Raw genomic sequence first — 16,712 nt, 5'->3', positions numbered from 1 at the left:
CCCTCTCCAAAAAAGAGGGGGAGCCGGACGCAGAACAACGTCCGCTGGCGGTCGGCTCCCCCTCTTTTTTGGAGAGGGGGCCGGGGGGTGAGGTGCCCACGAGCGGGCTTTAAATAACTATCAAGCAACACTATGAAACCTATTCTCTTTTTACTACCCCTCATCTGGTTGGCTACGCAGCTTTCTGCCCGCGCCGCCGGCCCCATTGGCACCTTCACCGTGGCGCAGGATGGCTCGGGCGACTTCCGCACCGTGCAGGAGGCCATCAACGCCGTGCCCGATTTTCGGAAGCTTGTCACGACCATTTTCATTAAAAAAGGCACCTACAAGGAAAAGCTGGTGCTGGCCGGCAGCAAGCAGCTGGTGCATTTCGTGGGCGAGGACCGCGACAAAACCATCCTGACTTACGACGACTACAACCAGAAGAAAAACCGCTTTGGCGAGGATATGGGCACCTCAGGCTCGGCGAGCATCTACATCTACGGCACCGATTTTTCGGCGGAGAATATCACCTTTCAGAACTCGGCCGGGCCGGTGGGGCAGGCGGTGGCCGTGTGGGTGGCCGGCGACCGCGCCAGCTTCGTCAATTGCCGCTTTTTGGGCTTCCAGGATACGCTGTACACCTACGGCTACGGCAGTCGGCAGTATTACAAAAACTGCTACATTGAGGGCACCGTTGATTTCATTTTCGGCTCCAGTACGGCGTGGTTTGAGGATTGCACCGTTTTCGGCAAGCGCGGCGGCTTTTTCACCGCAGCCTCCACGCCCGACAGCACGCGCTACGGCTACGTATTCAAAAACTGCAAGCTGACCGGCGACGCACCGGCCGGCTCATTCTTCCTGGGGCGGCCCTGGCGGCCGTATGCCAAAGTGGTGCTTTTAGGCTGCTCGCTCAGCGCTATTGTAAAGCCCGAGGGCTGGGACGAGTGGGGCAAGGAAAGCAACAAGCAAACCAGCTACTACGGCGAATATCAATCAACTGGCCCCGGCGCGGCCCCCAACAGCCGGGTGCCGTGGGCGCACCAGCTCACAGCACCCGAGGCCCAGCAGTACACCCGCGACCGAGTGCTGCACGGTTGGCAGCCCACCAACTTGGGCACCGGCGGTAAGTAGCGCGAACTTTTAGTTCGCGAATTTTTTCGTTGGCACTCGCGGACTAAAAGTCCGCGCTACTTGCCACCTGCGGCCAAAGAGCCGCTAAGATGCTATAAGAAGCCCCGGCCACTGCGCAGGAAATTGCGAGCCAATCGGGAGCGCCCGCTCTCCTAACGCGGCCCGGCGCACTACTCCTCACTCTGCTGACTTCCATGCTTCTCGCTACCACACTTCGCCAACGCGGCCTGTTGCTGGGCACCTTTTTGGGCCTGGCCGTTACCATCTCTGCCCAGGCCCAATTGGTGGCTTTTCCGGGGGCTGAGGGCTACGGGCGGCTGGCCACGGGCGGGCGCGGCGGCCGGGTAGCCGAAGTTACCAACCTCCACGACGCGGGGCCGGGCTCGCTGCGCGACGCCTTTGCGCAGTACCCCGGCGAGCCGCTGACGGTCGTGTTTCGGGTGGGCGGGCTCATTGAGCTGGCGTCGCCGTTACGGCTCTCGCGCTCCAATGTCACCATCGCGGGGCAGACCGCGCCGGGCGATGGTATTTGCCTGAAAAACTACACGTTCAAGGTTTTTGGCAATAACATTATCGTGCGCTACCTGCGCTCGCGGCCGGGCAATACGTCGGGGGCCAATAAGTCGGGCGTGTACGGCCTGAATATGGAGAACTGCAAAAACTTCATTGTCGACCACTGCTCGTTTAGCTGGTCGATAGAGGAAACAGCTACTTTCTACGACAACAAGTACTCGACCGTCCAGTGGTGCCTGGTCAGCGAAAGCCTCAATTCTTCCTTCAACGGCAAGGGCGACCACGGCTACGCGGGCGTGTGGGGCGGGCAGTACGCCAGCTACCACCACAACCTGGTGGCGCACCACCACAGCCGGGCCATCCGCTTCAACGGGGCGCGGGCGCACGACACCACGGCCGTGGTGGACTACCGCAACAACGTGATTTCAACTGGGGCGATATGTACGCGGCCTACGGCAACGAAATTGTGATACCCGGCGGCAGCGGGCAGCTGAACCTGGTAAACAACTACTACAAAGGCGGCCCGGCCACCCCGGCCGCCAAGGCGGCGTTCATCTTCGACATCACGCAGGTCTACGACCCGGCCCAGCCTACCCGGCCCGTGGCCACGGTGTACGCCAGCGGCAACTACGACCACGGCTACCCGGCCGTGACGGCCGACAACTGGCGCGGCATCCGGCTGCACTACTACCCCGCCACGCCGGCTAATTTTGCGCTCTTTAAGCAGGCCGCGCCCACGCCCGGCCTCGCGCCCATCACCACCCAAACCGCCCAGGCGGCTTATGAGTCGGTGCTGGCCGGCGCGGGCGCTACCTTGCCCCGCCGCGATGCCATCGACCAGCGCATCGTGCGCGAAACCCGCACTGGCAAAGCCAGCGGCAGCAGTCCCGGCGGCAGCGCCACCTACGGCCTGCACCAGGGCATCATCGACACCCAGGACGACGTGGGCGGCTGGCCCGCCTACGCCAGCGGCCCCGCCCCCGCCGACACCGACCACGACGGGATGCCTGATGCCTGGGAAACCGCTCATAAGCTCAATCCCCGCGACGCGGCCGACGGCAACCAGCGCGCCGCCAGCGGCTACACGCAACTGGAGGAGTATCTGAACAGCTTGTAGCGCGGACTTTTAGTCCGCGAGTGGTAGGACACTGAGGGCTACTATATTCTGGCAGAAAACCGCTTCTACTCGCGGACTGAAAGTCCGCGCTACTTCGCAATCGTTGCCGACAACGATTGCATAACTAAACCCGCCGCAAGCCATTCAACGCACGGGGTTTAGGCTGAAACTTGCGCACCTGCTGCCCGCCGCTAGCCGGCTGGGGCGCAGGTTTCTTTTCCCACCCAACCCACTCTTCTATGCCCATTTCTACGCGGCAGCGCCCCGACCGGGGGCGCTGGTTTTTGCGCTATGCGCTGCTTTTTTTCGGCTTACTGCTCGGCCAGCTGAGCGCCTCGGCCCAGGGCACGCCGGCCGTGACGGTGGCCAAGGATGGCACCGGCAATTTCACGACGGTGCAGGCGGCCATCAACGCCGCGCCGACCAACTCCACGGCAGCCTACGTCATCTTTATCAAAAACGGGAAGTACAAAGAGAAAATCAGCGTCGCGGCCAACAAGCCGTTTTTGCAGCTGGTGGGCGAAAGCGTGGGCGGCGTGATTCTGACCTACGACGACTATTCGGGCAAGCCCAACCCGGCGGGCGGCACCTTCGGCACCGCCAACTCGGCCTCGGTGACGGTGGCGGCGGCCGATTTCAGCGCCTTCAACATCACGTTTGAGAACACGACGGGCGTGAATCCGGGACCGCAGGCGCTGGCGATTAACATCACCGGCGACCGGGGCGCGTTTCGCAACTGCCGGTTTTTGGGCGGGCAGGATACAGTGTACGCGGGCGGCAACGCCACGCGGCAGTACTTCCGCAACTGCTACATCGACGGCAACACGGACTTCATTTTTGGCAATACCATCGCCGTGTTTGACCGCTGCGTGATTTACCCCAAAACCCGCAACGACAACGGCAGCCTGGGCTACATCACGGCCGCCAACACGCCGGCGGGGCAAACCTACGGCTACGTGTTTCGCAACTGCATCATCCCCGGCAACCAGGGCGCTACCACCTACACGCTGGGCCGGCCGTGGCAGAACGACGCCGCCACCGCGCCGGCCGCTAAGTCCAATAACAAGGTCGTTTTCCTGAACAGCCGCCTGGGCGCGGGCATCATCCGGCCCGAGGGCTGGAGCATCTGGGACACCGGAACCGACGTGTCGCTGATAACCTACGGCGAGTTTCGGCCGCGCGACTTTCGGGGTAATCTGGCGAACGTGAGCCAGCGCGTGAGCTGGTCGCGGCAGCTGGCCGTGGCCGACACGGCGCAGTACCAGACCGCTACCGTGCTCGGCACCTGGAACCCCTGCACGGTGGGCAGCAGCGTGTGCGCGGCCTTCGCGCCGAGCATCGCGGCCACTAATTTTCTGGCCGTGAAGGGCGCTAGCGCGTCAGCCTTTACCTGGAATGCGAGCTGGGCCATCGCCCAGGTGCAGTACGAGCTAATGCGTAGCAGCACCCGCAAGGGCACCTACACCAGCGTCAAGCAGCAAATCGCCGCCAACGACACGACCTATAATTTCCAGGCTACCGACGCGCTGCCGGCCCCCGGCAGCAGCTACTTCTATTACCTGCGCTCGACCAAAACCGGCCTGACTACGCATATCACCGACACGGTAGAGATTTCGCGCACGCCCACCATCACCGTCACGGGCACGCTTGGCACGCTCACGCAGTACGCCAATGGGCCGTCGGCGGCCCGCATCTACAGCGTGGCGGGGGCCAACCTCACTACCGACCTCACCATCACGCCGCCGGCCGGCGTGGAGCTTTCCACCAACGGCGGCACCACCTGGAGCAGCGCGCCGCTGGTATTGCCGCAGACCAACAACACGGTGGCTGCCACTACCATCAGCGTGCGGCTGAACACGGCTACGCTGGGCGCTTACGCGGGCAGCATCGCGCACACGAGCGCGCCGGCCACGGCGGTGGCGCTGGCCGTGGCGGGCACGCGGCTGGCCACGGCGCAGCCCGTGTCGGTACCCTTGCAGTGGTGGCCAATGGCGCGTAATACGCAGGACAGCAGCGCCGTGCGCTCGGCACAACTGGCGGCCAGCACGGCCACGCTGCGCAAATTTGTGGTATCGAGCGGGTCGGCTGCCGCCACGCTGCCGCCCTACTCGGCGCGCTACGGGCAGGCCTTCGCACCGCAGGCCGATGGCGGCTGGACTACTGCTGTGGGCGGCAACGGCGGCAACCTCAACCGCACGTATTATGAGCAGTTCGTCATCACGGCGGCCAGCGGGGGCTCGCTGCGGCTCGATTCGCTGGCGCTCACTACCTACGTCAATGCCTCGACCAGCAACACCAAGCTGGCGGTAGTGTGGTCGCGCTCGGGTTTCCGCACCGACTCGGCCGACGTGAGCGGCGGCGTGGGGCCAACCGGCGTGCTGGCCTCCACGGCCAACGGCAGCTTTACTTCGCCCGTGCTTTTGACGACCAGCAACACCTACCGCTTCAACTTCGTGGCGGCGGGCGGCCTCACCCTCACGGCCGGCCAAACGCTGACGGTGCGCCTCTACTACAGCTGCGGCAGCAGCACGCTCACCACGCGCTTCGCGCTGCTCAAAAACGTGATTCTGAAGGGCGAAGCCGGCGTGACGACGACCCCGCCCCCCACTACGCCCACGGCCATGCCCGCCTTTCCGGGGGCCGAAGGCGCGGGCAAATACACCACGGGCGGGCGCGGCAGCACCACCGCCCCTACTACCGTGGTCGAGGTCACCAACCTCAACGACTCGGGCGCGGGCAGCCTCCGGCAGGCCTTGAGCGGCACGCTGGCCAGCCGCACGGTGGTGTTCCGGGTGTGTGGCACCATCAATCTGCTGTCACAGTTGAACATCCCGGCCAATACCACCATCGCGGGCCAGACCGCGCCCGGCGACGGTATTTGCCTGGCCGACAAGCAAACCAACGTGAAGGGCAACAACGTCATCGTGCGCTTCATCCGCTTTCGCCTCGGCGACCGCTACCAGAACCTGGGCATGGTAAACGGCAGCGGCGACGAAGACAATTTCGACTCCATCGGCGGCTACACCGGGCTGGTGGTGGACCATTGCACTTTTAGCTGGGGCGAGGATGAGTCGCTGAGCTGCTATAAGGGCGATAATACTACCTTGCAGTGGAACATCATCAGCGAGAGCCTCAACTACTCGTACCACTTCGAGACGGGTGATACCGACTTTCAGCGGCACGGCTACGGCGGCATCTGGGGCGGGCGGCACGCCTCGTTTCACCACAACCTGCTGGCCCACTTGCAGGGGCGCAATCCGCGCTTCGACGGCTCGCGCAACCTCTCGCCCAACACGGCCGGCCAGGAAAATGCCGAGTTCGTGAACAACGTCATCTACGACTGGGGCGCCTACACCGTGAATGGCGGCGAGGGCGGCAACTACAACATCGTCAACAACTACTACAAGTACGGTCCCAGCACCGCTACCAATACCAGCGTGGGCGTAGCCGTGAAGTCGCAGCTGCTCAACCCCTACAAAACCTCTACCCTGCCTTACGGCCAGTACTACCTCACCGGCAACTACGCCGATGGCTACCCCGCCGTGAGCGCCCGCAACTGGCGCGGCGTGAGCATGAACGGCGGCGCGCAGGCCGATACGACCCTGGCGAAGGCCACCACCAGCTTCACCATCGGCCCCGACCTGCTGCCCACCCAAACCGCCCAGGCGGCCTACGCCAGCGTGCTGGCCGGGGCCGGCTGCGTGCTGCCCGTGCGCGACGTTATCGACCAGCGCATCATTCAGGAGGTGCAAAACCGCACCGGCACCATTATCGACGTGCAGGGCGGCTACCCGCACGGCACGCCCTACAGCACCTCGCAGGCCGCCTGGCCGGTGCTGACCTGCGGCGCGCCTCCCACCGATACCGACCACGACGGTATGCCCGACGCCTGGGAAACCGCCAACGGCCTCAACCCCAACGACCCCGCCGACCGCGCTACCCTCGCCACCAATGGCTACGCTAACCTCGAAAACTACCTCAACGGCCTGGTAGCGGCTACCGTGCTGGCATCGGCCCCGGCCAGCGCCCCCACCGGCCTGCTGCAAGCCTACCCCAACCCCGTAGGCGACGGCACCTTGACGCTGGCGCGGCCCCGTAGTGCTAGCGCGGGCCAGGTGCTGGTGTACGATTTGCAAGGCCGGCAGATGCTGGCGGTGAGCACGCTGGCCGGCGGCGCGGATATTGATTTGCCGGTGGGCGGCCTGCGGGCGGGTTTGTACCTGGTACGCTATATCGATGGGGCGCAGACGCTGACGACCAAGTTTACCAAGGAGTAAGCCCGCCCGTGCACCTCACCCCCTAGCCCCCTCTCCATAAAAGAGGGGGAACTAGCTCTAGTTCTAGCTTTTAGAGGCTAAGACTAAAGACTAGTCCCCCCTCTTTTTTGGAGAGGGGGCTAGGGGGTGAGGTCTGCGTAAGGACGGACCTACGCCGCCACCGCTGCCTGCGTCGATTCGCGCAGCAGCATGGTAGTGGGCACGGTAGTAGTCGTAGCCGGCAGCGCTACGCGCTGCTTGCGCTCGATGATATCGAGCAGCCGCTCGGCGGCCTGCCGGCCAATTTCCGTGGCTGGCTGCACTACCGTGCTGAGCGAGGGCGAGAGCATGTCGGCCACGTTGAGGTTGGTGAAGCCCATGAGGGCCACCTCGTCGGGGATGCTGATACGGCGCTGCCGCAGGGCGGCCAGGCAATCGAGGGCCAGGCGGTCGCTAGCCGTGAAAAAGGCGTCGGGGCGGGGCGTGAGGGCCAGTAGCTCGGCCACGTGCGGGCCTACCTCGTCGGGGCCGAGGGTGCCGAAGCGCACCAGGTTTTCGTCGTAGGGCAGGCCGTATTGCTCTAGCGCAGCGCGGTAGCCGGCCAGTCGCTCCTGCGTGATGCTGAGCCAGGGCTGAATGGTGAGGTGCGCGATGCGCCGCCGCCCGGTCTGGATGAGGTGCTCGGTAGCCGCGAAGGCTCCCTGAAAATTGTCGGCCACCACGCAGGGTGTGTCGAGCGCGGCCGACACGCGGTCGAACTGCACGATGGGCATACCCTGACGCTGCAACTCCTGCAGGTGCGACACGTCGGAGGTCTGGCTGCTGAGCGAGATGAGCACGCCATCGACGCGGCGGGCCACGGCCTGGCGCAGGTTGGCCACCTCGCGCTCGTAGGCCTCGTGGCTCTGGAAAATGAGCACGTCGTAGCCGCGCCGGTTGGCCGCCTCGTCGATGCCGTTGATGGCCTGCGAAAAGTAATAATTGGCAATTTCGGGCACTATCGCCGCGATGGCCTTGCTGCTGCTACCCTTCAGGCTGAGGGCGATGGGGTTGGGGCGGTAGTGTAGGCGGGCGGCGCACTCCATCACCACGCGCTTGGTTTCGGCGTTGATTTCGTAGCTGTCGCGCAGGGCACGCGACACGGTCGATACCGAAATATTGAGCTCGCGGGCGATGTCTTTGAGAGTGGCGGCTTCCAAGCGGAGTATGATTAAAATGCAATTACCGGGCTAAAACTACCGCCTGGCTTTCTAGCCTAAAGATAAGCCCCGGCGCAGCCCGGCCGAACGGCCGCGCTTGCACCAGCCGCTTTGGTCTGATGACGGCAACGTTACCGATAACGTTTGCGCAAATAAAAACGGTCCCGGCCTTCATCCCAGCCTTCACCAGCCTTAAACTTCGATGCGGTGAACGCGCCCAGCTGCTTTTAGCCGGGTTCAGTATCCTTTAATAGTTTCAAAAACAGGTTTCCGTGGCGGGGGCCAGCGGCTGGCAGCCCGCTCCCCTCGCCGCCCGGCTCGCCGGCTTCTTGCCCGGTTTGCAGCCGCTTTGCGCTCGTCCTTTCTCAAGTCCCATCCACTTTTACCTCTGCTGCTCTTTATGAAAAGACACTTTCTACTACTCTGGCTCGTGCTGTGCGCCAGCATCAGCCTGGCCGTGGCCCAGAATCGCGCCATCTCGGGCGTGGTGAAAGGCTCGGACGGCGAAACTCTGCCCGGCGTCACAGTCGTGCTGAAAGGCACTACCAACGGCGCTTCGACCAACCCCGACGGCAGCTACACCATCAGCGTGCCCGCCGACAAGACCGCCGTGCTGCGCTTCAGCTTCGTGGGCTTCGTGAGCCAGGAAATCGCCGTGGGCGAGAAAACGGCCATTAACGTGACGCTGGTTTCGGACGTGCAAAGCCTGGACGACGTGGTGGTTATCGGCTACCAGGAAGTGCGCCGCGGTGACGTCACGAGCGCCATCTCGTCGGTGAATGCCCAGCAAATCAAGGACATCCCGGTAAACTCGGCGGCCGAGGCCCTGACGGGCCGCCTGGCCGGCGTGCAGCTGACCTCTTCGGAAGGCACGCCCGGCAACAACAGCGTGCAGGTGAAGGTGCGCGGCGGCGGCTCGATAACCCAGGACAACTCGCCGCTCTACATCGTGGATGGCATTCAGATTGAGAATGCACTGGCCGTTATCGCGCCGCAGGACATTCAGTCGGTCGACGTGCTGAAAGACGCTTCTTCGACCGCCATTTACGGCGCGCGGGGCGCTAACGGCGTGGTTATCATCACGACCAAAGGCGGGCGCGAAGGCCGCACCTCGGTGAGTTACAACGGCTTTGCGGGCTTCCGCAAAATCACCAAAACGCTCGACGTGATGGGGCCGGCCGACTACCTCAACTGGGAGTACGAGCGGGCGCAGCTCACGGGCTCGGGCGCCAGCGTATCGGGCGGCACCAACACGTTTCGGCAGGTGTTTGGCTCGCTCAATTTCAACAGCGACACGCTGAACCGCCTGCGCAACCTGCCCAACCAGGACTGGCAGCGCCAGGTGTTTGGCCGCAGCGCGTTTCAGCAAACGCACAACGTATCGGTGAGCGGCGGCACCAAGGCCACGACCTTTAACCTCAGCCTGACCCGTAACACGGAGGACGGTATACAGCTAGGGTCGAGCTACGACCGCAAGCTGGTCAACTTCCGCATCGATACCAAGGCCAGCGAGAAATTCCGCCTGGGCTTTAATGCCCGCTTCAACGACCAGCAAAACCTGGGCGCGGGCACCGGCGCGGCGCTCGGCACCAGCAGCAACGGACAGGTAGTGAACACCGGCTCCAGCGTGACGTCGCGCCTGCGCAACACGGTGCAGTACATTCCCTTCAACCTGCCCACTAGCAGCGCCGGCGTTGACCCGACGGCCAACTTCGACCCCGATTTCTTCGCCAATTCGTCGCTGGTAAACCCGGTGCTGGCCATCAACAACGAGTACCGCGCCGACAAGCGCCGCACGTTTAATATGGGCGCCACGGCCTCATTCAACATCCTGCCCTCGCTGGTATTCCGCTCCACGGGCGGCTTTGACCTCACGTATACCGAGCTCAATACCTTCAACGGGCTGTACTCGCCTACCATCCGGCAGGCGGCGGGCGGCTACCAGAATTTGCCCTTCGTGACGCTCACCAACGGCAACACGACGACGCTCAACAACTCGAACACCCTGAACTACACGCTGACGAAAAACAAGCACACCTTCACGGCCCTGCTGGGCGAGGAAGTGTACCGCCAGCGCACCACCCAAAACTTCGTGCAGGTCAACTTCCTGCCCTCGGACATCACCGCCGAGCGCGCGCTGGCCAACATCAACCAGGCCGTGCTGCCGGTGGGCACGGTGGCCCAGCCGGTGCTGCCGAGCACCAGCATTCCGGTCGATTACGGCCTGGTGTCGGGTTTCAGCCGCTTGAGCTACGACTACGATGGTAAGTACCTGTTTTCGGCCACGGCCCGCTACGATTTGTCGTCGAAGTTCAAGGGCTACGACAACAAGGGCGGCGTTTTCCCCGGCGCGTCGGCGGCGTGGCGCATCTCGCAGGAAGACTTTTTCAAGGACTACCTCACCAAGGTATCGGACCTGAAGCTGCGCGTGAGCTACGGCCAGGCCGGTAACAACCGCATCCCGGATTTCCTCACCGAGCAGCTTTTCCAGGCCGGCAACGTGAGCTACGCCCTCAACCACGTAACGACGCCCGCCACGGCCCTCACCACCCTGGCCAACCCCAACCTGAAGTGGGAAGTAACCACTACCCGCGACGTGGGCGTGGACGTGAGCTTCTTCAACAACCGCGTGCAGTTCACGGCCGACGTGTACTACAACACCACCCGCGACCTGCTGATTGCGCAGCCGCTGCCCGGCATTTCGGGCTACACCTCGCAGTTCCGCAACATCGGCTCGACCTCCAACAAGGGCCTCGAATTGCAGCTGAGCGGCACCGTGATTCAGACGCCCAACTTCACGTGGTCGGCCACGGCCAACGCCTCGTTCAACCGCAACAAAATCACGGACTTGGGCGGGCTGGCGGAGATTCCGAGCATTCAGTCGGGCTGGGCCGGCACCGGCCTGTCGGGCCCCGACTACGTGGCCCGCGTGGGCCAGCCGGTGGGTTTGATGTACGGCTACGTGACGGATGGCTACTACAAAGCCGAGGACTTCAAGTCCTATAACTACGCTACCCGCACCGGCGTGCTGAACGACAACGTAGCCAACGACCTGAGCGTGACCGGCAACCCGCTGCTGAGCATCGGCGCGCTGAAGCTGAAAGACGTGAACGGCGATGGCCAGATTACGGAAGCCGACAAAACGATTATCGGCAACTCGAACCCCAAGATGGTGGGCGGCTTGAACCAGCAATTCACCTATAAAGGCTTCGACGCCAGCGTATTTGTGAACTTCGTGCTGGGCAACGACATCTACAACGCCAACAAGATTGAGTTTACGACCAGCACCGCCAACACCTCCTACGCTAACCTGCTGAGCGAGATGAACAACCGGGTGCGCTACACCGACAACAACGGCGCGCTCATCACCGATGCCACCACCTTCAACCAGGTGAATGCCAACGCCTCCATCTGGAGCCCGGTGCGCGGCAATTACCTGCTGCACTCCTACGCCATCGAAGACGGCTCGTTTTTGCGCATCAACAACATCACGGTGGGCTACTCGCTACCCAAAGGCCTGCTGAGCAAGGTTAAAATCCAGAACCTGCGCTTCTACGCCACGCTCAACAACCTGTACACCTTCACCAAATACTCGGGCTACGACCCGGAGGTGAATACCCGCCGCAGCACCCCGCTCACGCCGGGCGTCGACTACGCCGCCTACCCCCGCAGCCGCGCCTTCCTGTTTGGCCTGAACCTGGGGCTGTAATTAGTGCTTAGTGCCTAGTTATTAGTACTTAGCTTAGAAAATATAAGACTGAGCACCAAGCACTAATAACTAGGCACCCAAAACCTCCCACCCGCATTTTAGCTAGTTCCTAGCCTTATGAAAGCTTTTAATTTTACTTCGCGGAAGGCCACGGTGGCCGCGCTGCTGGCCGGGGCGGCCGGGCTGGCCAGCTCCTGCAAAAGCTATTTGGAAATCGAGCCCACGGCCCTCACTACCGTGGAAGCCACCTTCAGCACCGTGAGCGGGGCCACCAGCGCCGTACTCGGGGCCTACGACCCGCTCTCGGGCGATAACACCTACGGCACCCGCCTCAGCATGTACTACCCCTACGATACCGATGAGCTCATCGGCTCGTCGGGCACCTTCGACACGGGCCGCCGGGGCATTGCGCGCTACAAGGCCTTTGCCAGCAACACCGAGATTATCAACCCCTGGAACAACCTCTACCAGGGCGTGGAGCGCGCCAACGTCTGCATCAAAAACATTCCGCAGATGGCGCTTTATAACGGCGGCACCAGCGCCGACACGGCCACGCTGCACCGCCTCTACGGCGAGGCCCTGACGTTGCGGGCGCAGTACTACTACGAGCTGATTCGTAACTGGGGCGACGTGCCGGCGCAATTCACGCCCTCCGCCTCCGACCAGAATTTCAGTTTGCCCAACGCCGACCGCAACCAGACCCTGACTACCCTAATTGCCGACCTGGCCACCGCCGAAAAGCTGGTACCCTACCGCACCAATGCCGGCATCAACAACGAGCGCATCACCAAGGGCGCAGTGAAAGCCCTACGCGCCCGCCTGGCCTTGCAGCGCGGCGGCTACGCGCTGTTTGGCAACACCATGACGCGCCAGGCCGACTACCTCGACTACTACCGCATTGCCCGCCAGGAGTGCGCCGAGCTGATGGCCCAGCGCAGCCAGCACACGCTGAACCCCAGCTTTTCAGATTTGTGGCGCGGCATCAACGAGCAGCGCCGCGATGCTGCCAACGAGATACTATTTGAGGTGGGCATGGCTGGCTCGACGGCTACTGGCGACTCGAAGCTGGGCTACTACAACGGCCCGCGCCTGCAAAACTCGCCCGTCTACGGCTCGACGCAGGGAGCCGTGACGGTGGTGCCGACCTATTTCTACGCCTTCGACTCGACCGACGTGCGCCGCGACATCACCATCGCCCCGTACCAGTTTGCCAGCGGCAGCAACAACCAGTCGGGCGTGGCGCTGAATACGATTTACGACGGCAAATTTCGCCGCGACTGGCACAACCCGGCCCTGCCCGGCACCAACAACTACCTGGGCTACAACTGGCCGCTCATCCGCTTTGCCGATGTGCTGCTGATGTTTGCCGAGGCCGACAACGAGCTGAACGGCCCCACCACCGCCGGCCGCGCCGCGCTGCTCGAAGTCCGCACCCGCGGCTTTGGCGGCAACGCCGCCCGCGCCGCCCTCAACCTGAACACCGGCACGAAAGCCGATATGTTCAACGCCCTTGTGAATGAGCGCCTGTTGGAATTTGGCTCGGAGGGCATCCGCAAGTACGACCTGCTGCGCTGGAACCTGCTGGCCCAGAAAATCAGCGACACTAAGGCGGCCCTCAACCTCATGCGCCAAAACCTGGCCCCCTACCAGAACGTGCCGCAGTACCAGTACTACCGCGTGGTCAACGGTGCCATTCAGTGGACGCGCTCGTTCTACCGCCCCTCACCTGCCAACACCACCGCCCCCACCGGCACCACTCGCGTTAACTGGCGCCAGAGCATTGATGCAGCCTACGTGGGTAACCTCCAGCCCAACGGCACGGTGGTAAACGTGGGCGGCACCAGCGTGAACAGCACGGGGGCTGGCATGGCCGCCGAGTACGTGCCCGGCGCGGGCAAGGAGCTACTGCCCATCCCGCAGACTACCCTGGACACCGACCCAGCCATCAAGCAGAATTTCGGCTACTAACGACTAGTAAATGAGCGGCTACCAACGGGCAGCCGCTCATTTTTACCTTATTCCCGCGCTTTTCTGCCATGAAATATTCGTCGCTGCTTATCGCTGCCTTGGGCCTGCCAGCCTCCCGGCCAGCCGCTGCTCTCAGCCGCCCACCCGCAGTAGTATCGCGCCCGGTACCAATGGCTGCGACGCAGGACAGCACCGCCGAGAAGATGCTCGCCTTCCAGCGCAGCAACGGCGGCTGGCCCAAGGCCGTGAACGAGGTGAAAGTAGACTACCGCCACCCCATGAGCGCGGCCGACCTCACCGCCGCCCGCCGCGACGCCGGCGCTACCGACGCTACTATCGATAACAACGCCACGACCCGCGAAATCACCTACCTGGTTACGGCTTTCAGGAATACCCAAAACCCGGCCTACAAGCAGGCCGCCGAAAGCGGCATCCGCTACCTGCTGAAAATGCAGCAGCCCAGCGGCGGCTTCCCGCAGTACTTCCCCGACACGCGCTTTTACCGCGCCCAGATTACCTACAACGACAACGCCATGACCAAGGCGCTGACGGTGCTGAAGGCGGTAGCCGACAAAAAGGGCGACTTTGCCTTGGTCGATGCCGCGCTGGTGCCGCCGGCCCAAAAAGCGATGGACAAGGGCGTCCAGTGCATCCTGAAAACGCAGTACGTGCAGCACGGCAAGCTCACCGTGTGGTGCGCTCAGCACGACCGCGTGACCCTGCTGCCGTGCAAGGCCCGCGCCTTTGAGCTGCCCTCGCTGAGCGGCGACGAGTCGGTGGCGATTGTTGAGTTTTTGCTGACCCTCGACCAGCCCAGCCCCGAGGTGCGCCGCGCCGTGACCGCCGCCATGGCCTGGTTTCAGGCTTCTAAAATTGAGAACATGGCAGTGGCTGACATCACCGACCCGCAGGAGCCCAAGGGCCGCGACCGGGTGATGGTACCCCAGCCCGGCAGCACACTGTGGGCGCGCTTCTACGACCTCGACACCAACCAGCCCATCTACGTGGGGCGCGACGGCGTAAAGCACGCCCGCCTCGCCGACATCGAAAACGAGCGCCGCACCGGCTACGTGTACGCCGGCACCTGGCCCGAAAAGCTGTTGAACAAAGACTACCCCAAGTGGCAGCAAAAGTGGCCCGCGCCCTAAAAACAGGTGAGCGCATGACGGCCGTTTAGCCGCGCGTGTGTTGTTTTGAAACATGCTAAGTCTCAGCTTAGTTAACCCGCTCGCCTCTTCACTTATTACCCAGCTATTGCTGTAACATCTTAGCAAGAATATGCCCGTTCTTTCCCAATCTTTCGCGCAGGCCGGCGTGGCCGCCGCTACGGTTGCCCTGCCCACCCCCGCGCTGTTTGAGCTGCCCGAAAAAGTTTTGCAGTTCGGCACCGGCGTGCTGCTGCGCGGGCTACCCGATTTTTTGATTGACCAGGCCAACCGCCAGGGTATTTTCAACGGCCGCGTGGTGGTGGTAAAAAGCACCGACGGCGGCGATGCCGCCGCTTTCGAGCGCGAAGACAACCTGTACACAGTGTGCGTGCGCGGCGTGGAAGACGGCCAGACCGTGAGCGAAAACGTGGTGTGCGCCAGCATCAGCCGGGTGCTGTCGGCCAAAAGCCAGTGGGCTGACGTGCTGCAATTTGCCACCAGCCCCGACCTGCAAGTAGTGCTCTCCAATACCACCGAAATCGGCATCGTGCTGGATGAAAGCGAGGATATCCGCGCCACCCCGCCGCGCTCGTTTCCTGGCAAGCTGCTGGCGGTGCTACTGGCCCGCTACGAGGCTTTTGGCGGCGCGGCCGATAAAGGCCTTATCATCGTGCCCACCGAACTGATTCCCGACAACGGCACCAAGCTGCGCGGCATTTTGCGTGAGCTGGCCGACCGCGCCAGGCTCGACGCCGGGTTTATCTCCTGGCTCGAAACGGCAAATACCGTGTGCAACTCGCTGGTCGACCGCATTGTGCCAGGCAAGCCGGCCGCCGAGGCGCACGCCGCCCTGACGCAGGAGCTGGGCTACGACGACGAGCTGCTGATTATGTCGGAGGCGTACTTGCTGTGGGCCATCGAGGGCGACGAGCGGGTGCGGGAGGTGCTAAGCTTCCAGCAGATTCACCCCGGCGTGATTGTGCAGCCCGACATCAACCTCTTCCGCGAGCTGAAAATGCGCTTGCTGAATGGCACGCACTCGCTCACCTGCGGCCTGGCCGTGCTGGCCGGCGAGGCCACGGTGCGCGGCGCGATGGAAAACGACTACTTCGCCACCTACATCCGCAACCTGATGCTGGCCGATTTGCTGCCCGGCATCCCCTACCCCGTCGATGAAAAAGTGGGCCAGCGCTTCGGCATGCAGGTGCTCGACCGCTTCCGCAACCCCGCCGTGGAGCATCGCTGGCTGGCCATCACCTTGAATTATTCGGCCAAGCTGCGGATGCGCGTAGTGCCCGATTTGGTGCACTACTGCGAGCGCTTCAAGACGGCCCCGCAGTACGTGGCGCTGGGCTTTGCGGCCTACCTACTCTTCCTGCGCAGCACGCGCCAGGAGGCTGGCAAGTACTACGGCGAGGCCAATGGCCAGGAGTATCTCATTCAGGATGAGCAGGCGGGCTACTTCGCCGAGCTCTGGCAGCGGCCGGCCGCCGAGGTGGTATCGGCTGCGCTCAGCAACCAGGAGCTGTGGGGCACCGACCTGACGGCGCTGCCGGGCTTCGAGGCCAGCGTGGCGCGCTACCTGGCGCAGTTGCAGCAGGAAGGCGCGAGCGCGACGCTGGCTACGGTGCTGAATAAAAATCAGCGGGTGGCGGCTTAGAACGTCCGTCATGCTGAGCATTCTGCGCA

General features: G+C 63.2%; 9 protein-coding genes. 8 read left to right on the top strand and 1 reads right to left on the bottom strand.

Annotated features, from left to right (window positions below; genetic code table 11):
* Nucleotides 1–132: 132 nt before the first annotated feature.
* The 4 genes from VFO93_RS09385 to VFO93_RS09370 all read left to right on the top strand — a co-directional run bounded on the left by VFO93_RS09385 (nucleotide 133) and on the right by VFO93_RS09370 (nucleotide 7,020).
* Entirely contained in the window at nucleotides 133–1,113 is a 981-nt protein-coding gene (locus tag VFO93_RS09385) for a pectinesterase family protein (RefSeq protein ID WP_325134106.1), read from the top strand.
* A gap of 194 nt (nucleotides 1,114–1,307) precedes the next feature.
* On the top strand, nucleotides 1,308–2,096 hold the full coding sequence (locus VFO93_RS09380) for a hypothetical protein (RefSeq protein WP_325134105.1): 789 nt from the start codon (nucleotides 1,308–1,310) through the stop codon (nucleotides 2,094–2,096).
* A complete protein-coding gene (locus VFO93_RS09375) occupies nucleotides 2,066–2,743 on the top strand; it encodes a hypothetical protein (RefSeq protein WP_325134104.1) in 678 nt (225 codons plus the stop codon). The genes VFO93_RS09380 and VFO93_RS09375 overlap by 31 nt, the downstream gene beginning before the upstream one ends.
* Before the next feature lie 239 nt (nucleotides 2,744–2,982).
* Nucleotides 2,983–7,020: a pectinesterase family protein gene (locus tag VFO93_RS09370; protein WP_325134103.1), complete on the top strand. Its 4,038-nt coding sequence runs from the start codon at nucleotides 2,983–2,985 to the stop codon at nucleotides 7,018–7,020.
* Nucleotides 7,021–7,169: 149 nt separating this feature from the next.
* Here VFO93_RS09370 and VFO93_RS09365 read toward each other — a convergent pair whose 3' ends face one another.
* On the bottom strand, nucleotides 7,170–8,198 hold the full coding sequence (locus VFO93_RS09365; protein WP_325134102.1) for a LacI family DNA-binding transcriptional regulator: 1,029 nt from the start codon (nucleotides 8,196–8,198) through the stop codon (nucleotides 7,170–7,172).
* A 400-nt stretch (nucleotides 8,199–8,598) separates the two neighbouring features.
* Between VFO93_RS09365 and VFO93_RS09360 the strand changes: the two genes are divergently transcribed.
* The 4 genes from VFO93_RS09360 to VFO93_RS09345 all read left to right on the top strand — a co-directional run bounded on the left by VFO93_RS09360 (nucleotide 8,599) and on the right by VFO93_RS09345 (nucleotide 16,683).
* Nucleotides 8,599–11,907 (top strand): TonB-dependent receptor, encoded by a 3,309-nt coding sequence (locus VFO93_RS09360; protein WP_325134101.1) that lies wholly within the window; start codon nucleotides 8,599–8,601, stop codon nucleotides 11,905–11,907.
* 117 nt (nucleotides 11,908–12,024) lie between these two features.
* Entirely contained in the window at nucleotides 12,025–13,875 is a 1,851-nt protein-coding gene (locus tag VFO93_RS09355; RefSeq protein ID WP_325134100.1) for a RagB/SusD family nutrient uptake outer membrane protein, read from the top strand.
* A 68-nt stretch (nucleotides 13,876–13,943) separates the two neighbouring features.
* The gene (pelA, locus tag VFO93_RS09350) at nucleotides 13,944–15,023 is read left to right on the top strand and encodes a pectate lyase (RefSeq protein ID WP_325134099.1); all 1,080 of its coding nucleotides are present in this window, start codon (nucleotides 13,944–13,946) and stop codon (nucleotides 15,021–15,023) included.
* 130 nt (nucleotides 15,024–15,153) lie between these two features.
* Nucleotides 15,154–16,683, top strand: a complete 1,530-nt coding sequence (locus tag VFO93_RS09345) for a tagaturonate reductase (RefSeq protein WP_325134098.1) — start codon at nucleotides 15,154–15,156, stop codon at nucleotides 16,681–16,683.
* Nucleotides 16,684–16,712 lie beyond the last annotated feature (29 nt).

Source organism: Hymenobacter sp. (genome assembly GCF_035709525.1).
In the GTDB taxonomy this organism is placed as follows: domain Bacteria; phylum Bacteroidota; class Bacteroidia; order Cytophagales; family Hymenobacteraceae; genus Hymenobacter.
This window is presented reverse-complemented; position numbering and strand designations above follow the sequence as displayed.

Bases quoted from the DNA above. Each gene is read 5' to 3' on its own strand.
- VFO93_RS09385 (WP_325134106.1), top strand. From the start codon at position 133: ATGAAACCTATTCTCTTTTTACTACCCCTCATCTGGTTGGCTACGCAG.
- VFO93_RS09380 (WP_325134105.1), top strand. From the start codon at position 1,308: ATGCTTCTCGCTACCACACTTCGCCAACGCGGCCTGTTGCTGGGCACC.
- VFO93_RS09375 (WP_325134104.1), top strand. From the start codon at position 2,066: ATGTACGCGGCCTACGGCAACGAAATTGTGATACCCGGCGGCAGCGGG.
- VFO93_RS09370 (WP_325134103.1), top strand. From the start codon at position 2,983: ATGCCCATTTCTACGCGGCAGCGCCCCGACCGGGGGCGCTGGTTTTTG.
- VFO93_RS09360 (WP_325134101.1), top strand. From the start codon at position 8,599: ATGAAAAGACACTTTCTACTACTCTGGCTCGTGCTGTGCGCCAGCATC.
- VFO93_RS09355 (WP_325134100.1), top strand. From the start codon at position 12,025: ATGAAAGCTTTTAATTTTACTTCGCGGAAGGCCACGGTGGCCGCGCTG.
- pelA (WP_325134099.1), top strand. From the start codon at position 13,944: ATGAAATATTCGTCGCTGCTTATCGCTGCCTTGGGCCTGCCAGCCTCC.
- VFO93_RS09345 (WP_325134098.1), top strand. From the start codon at position 15,154: ATGCCCGTTCTTTCCCAATCTTTCGCGCAGGCCGGCGTGGCCGCCGCT.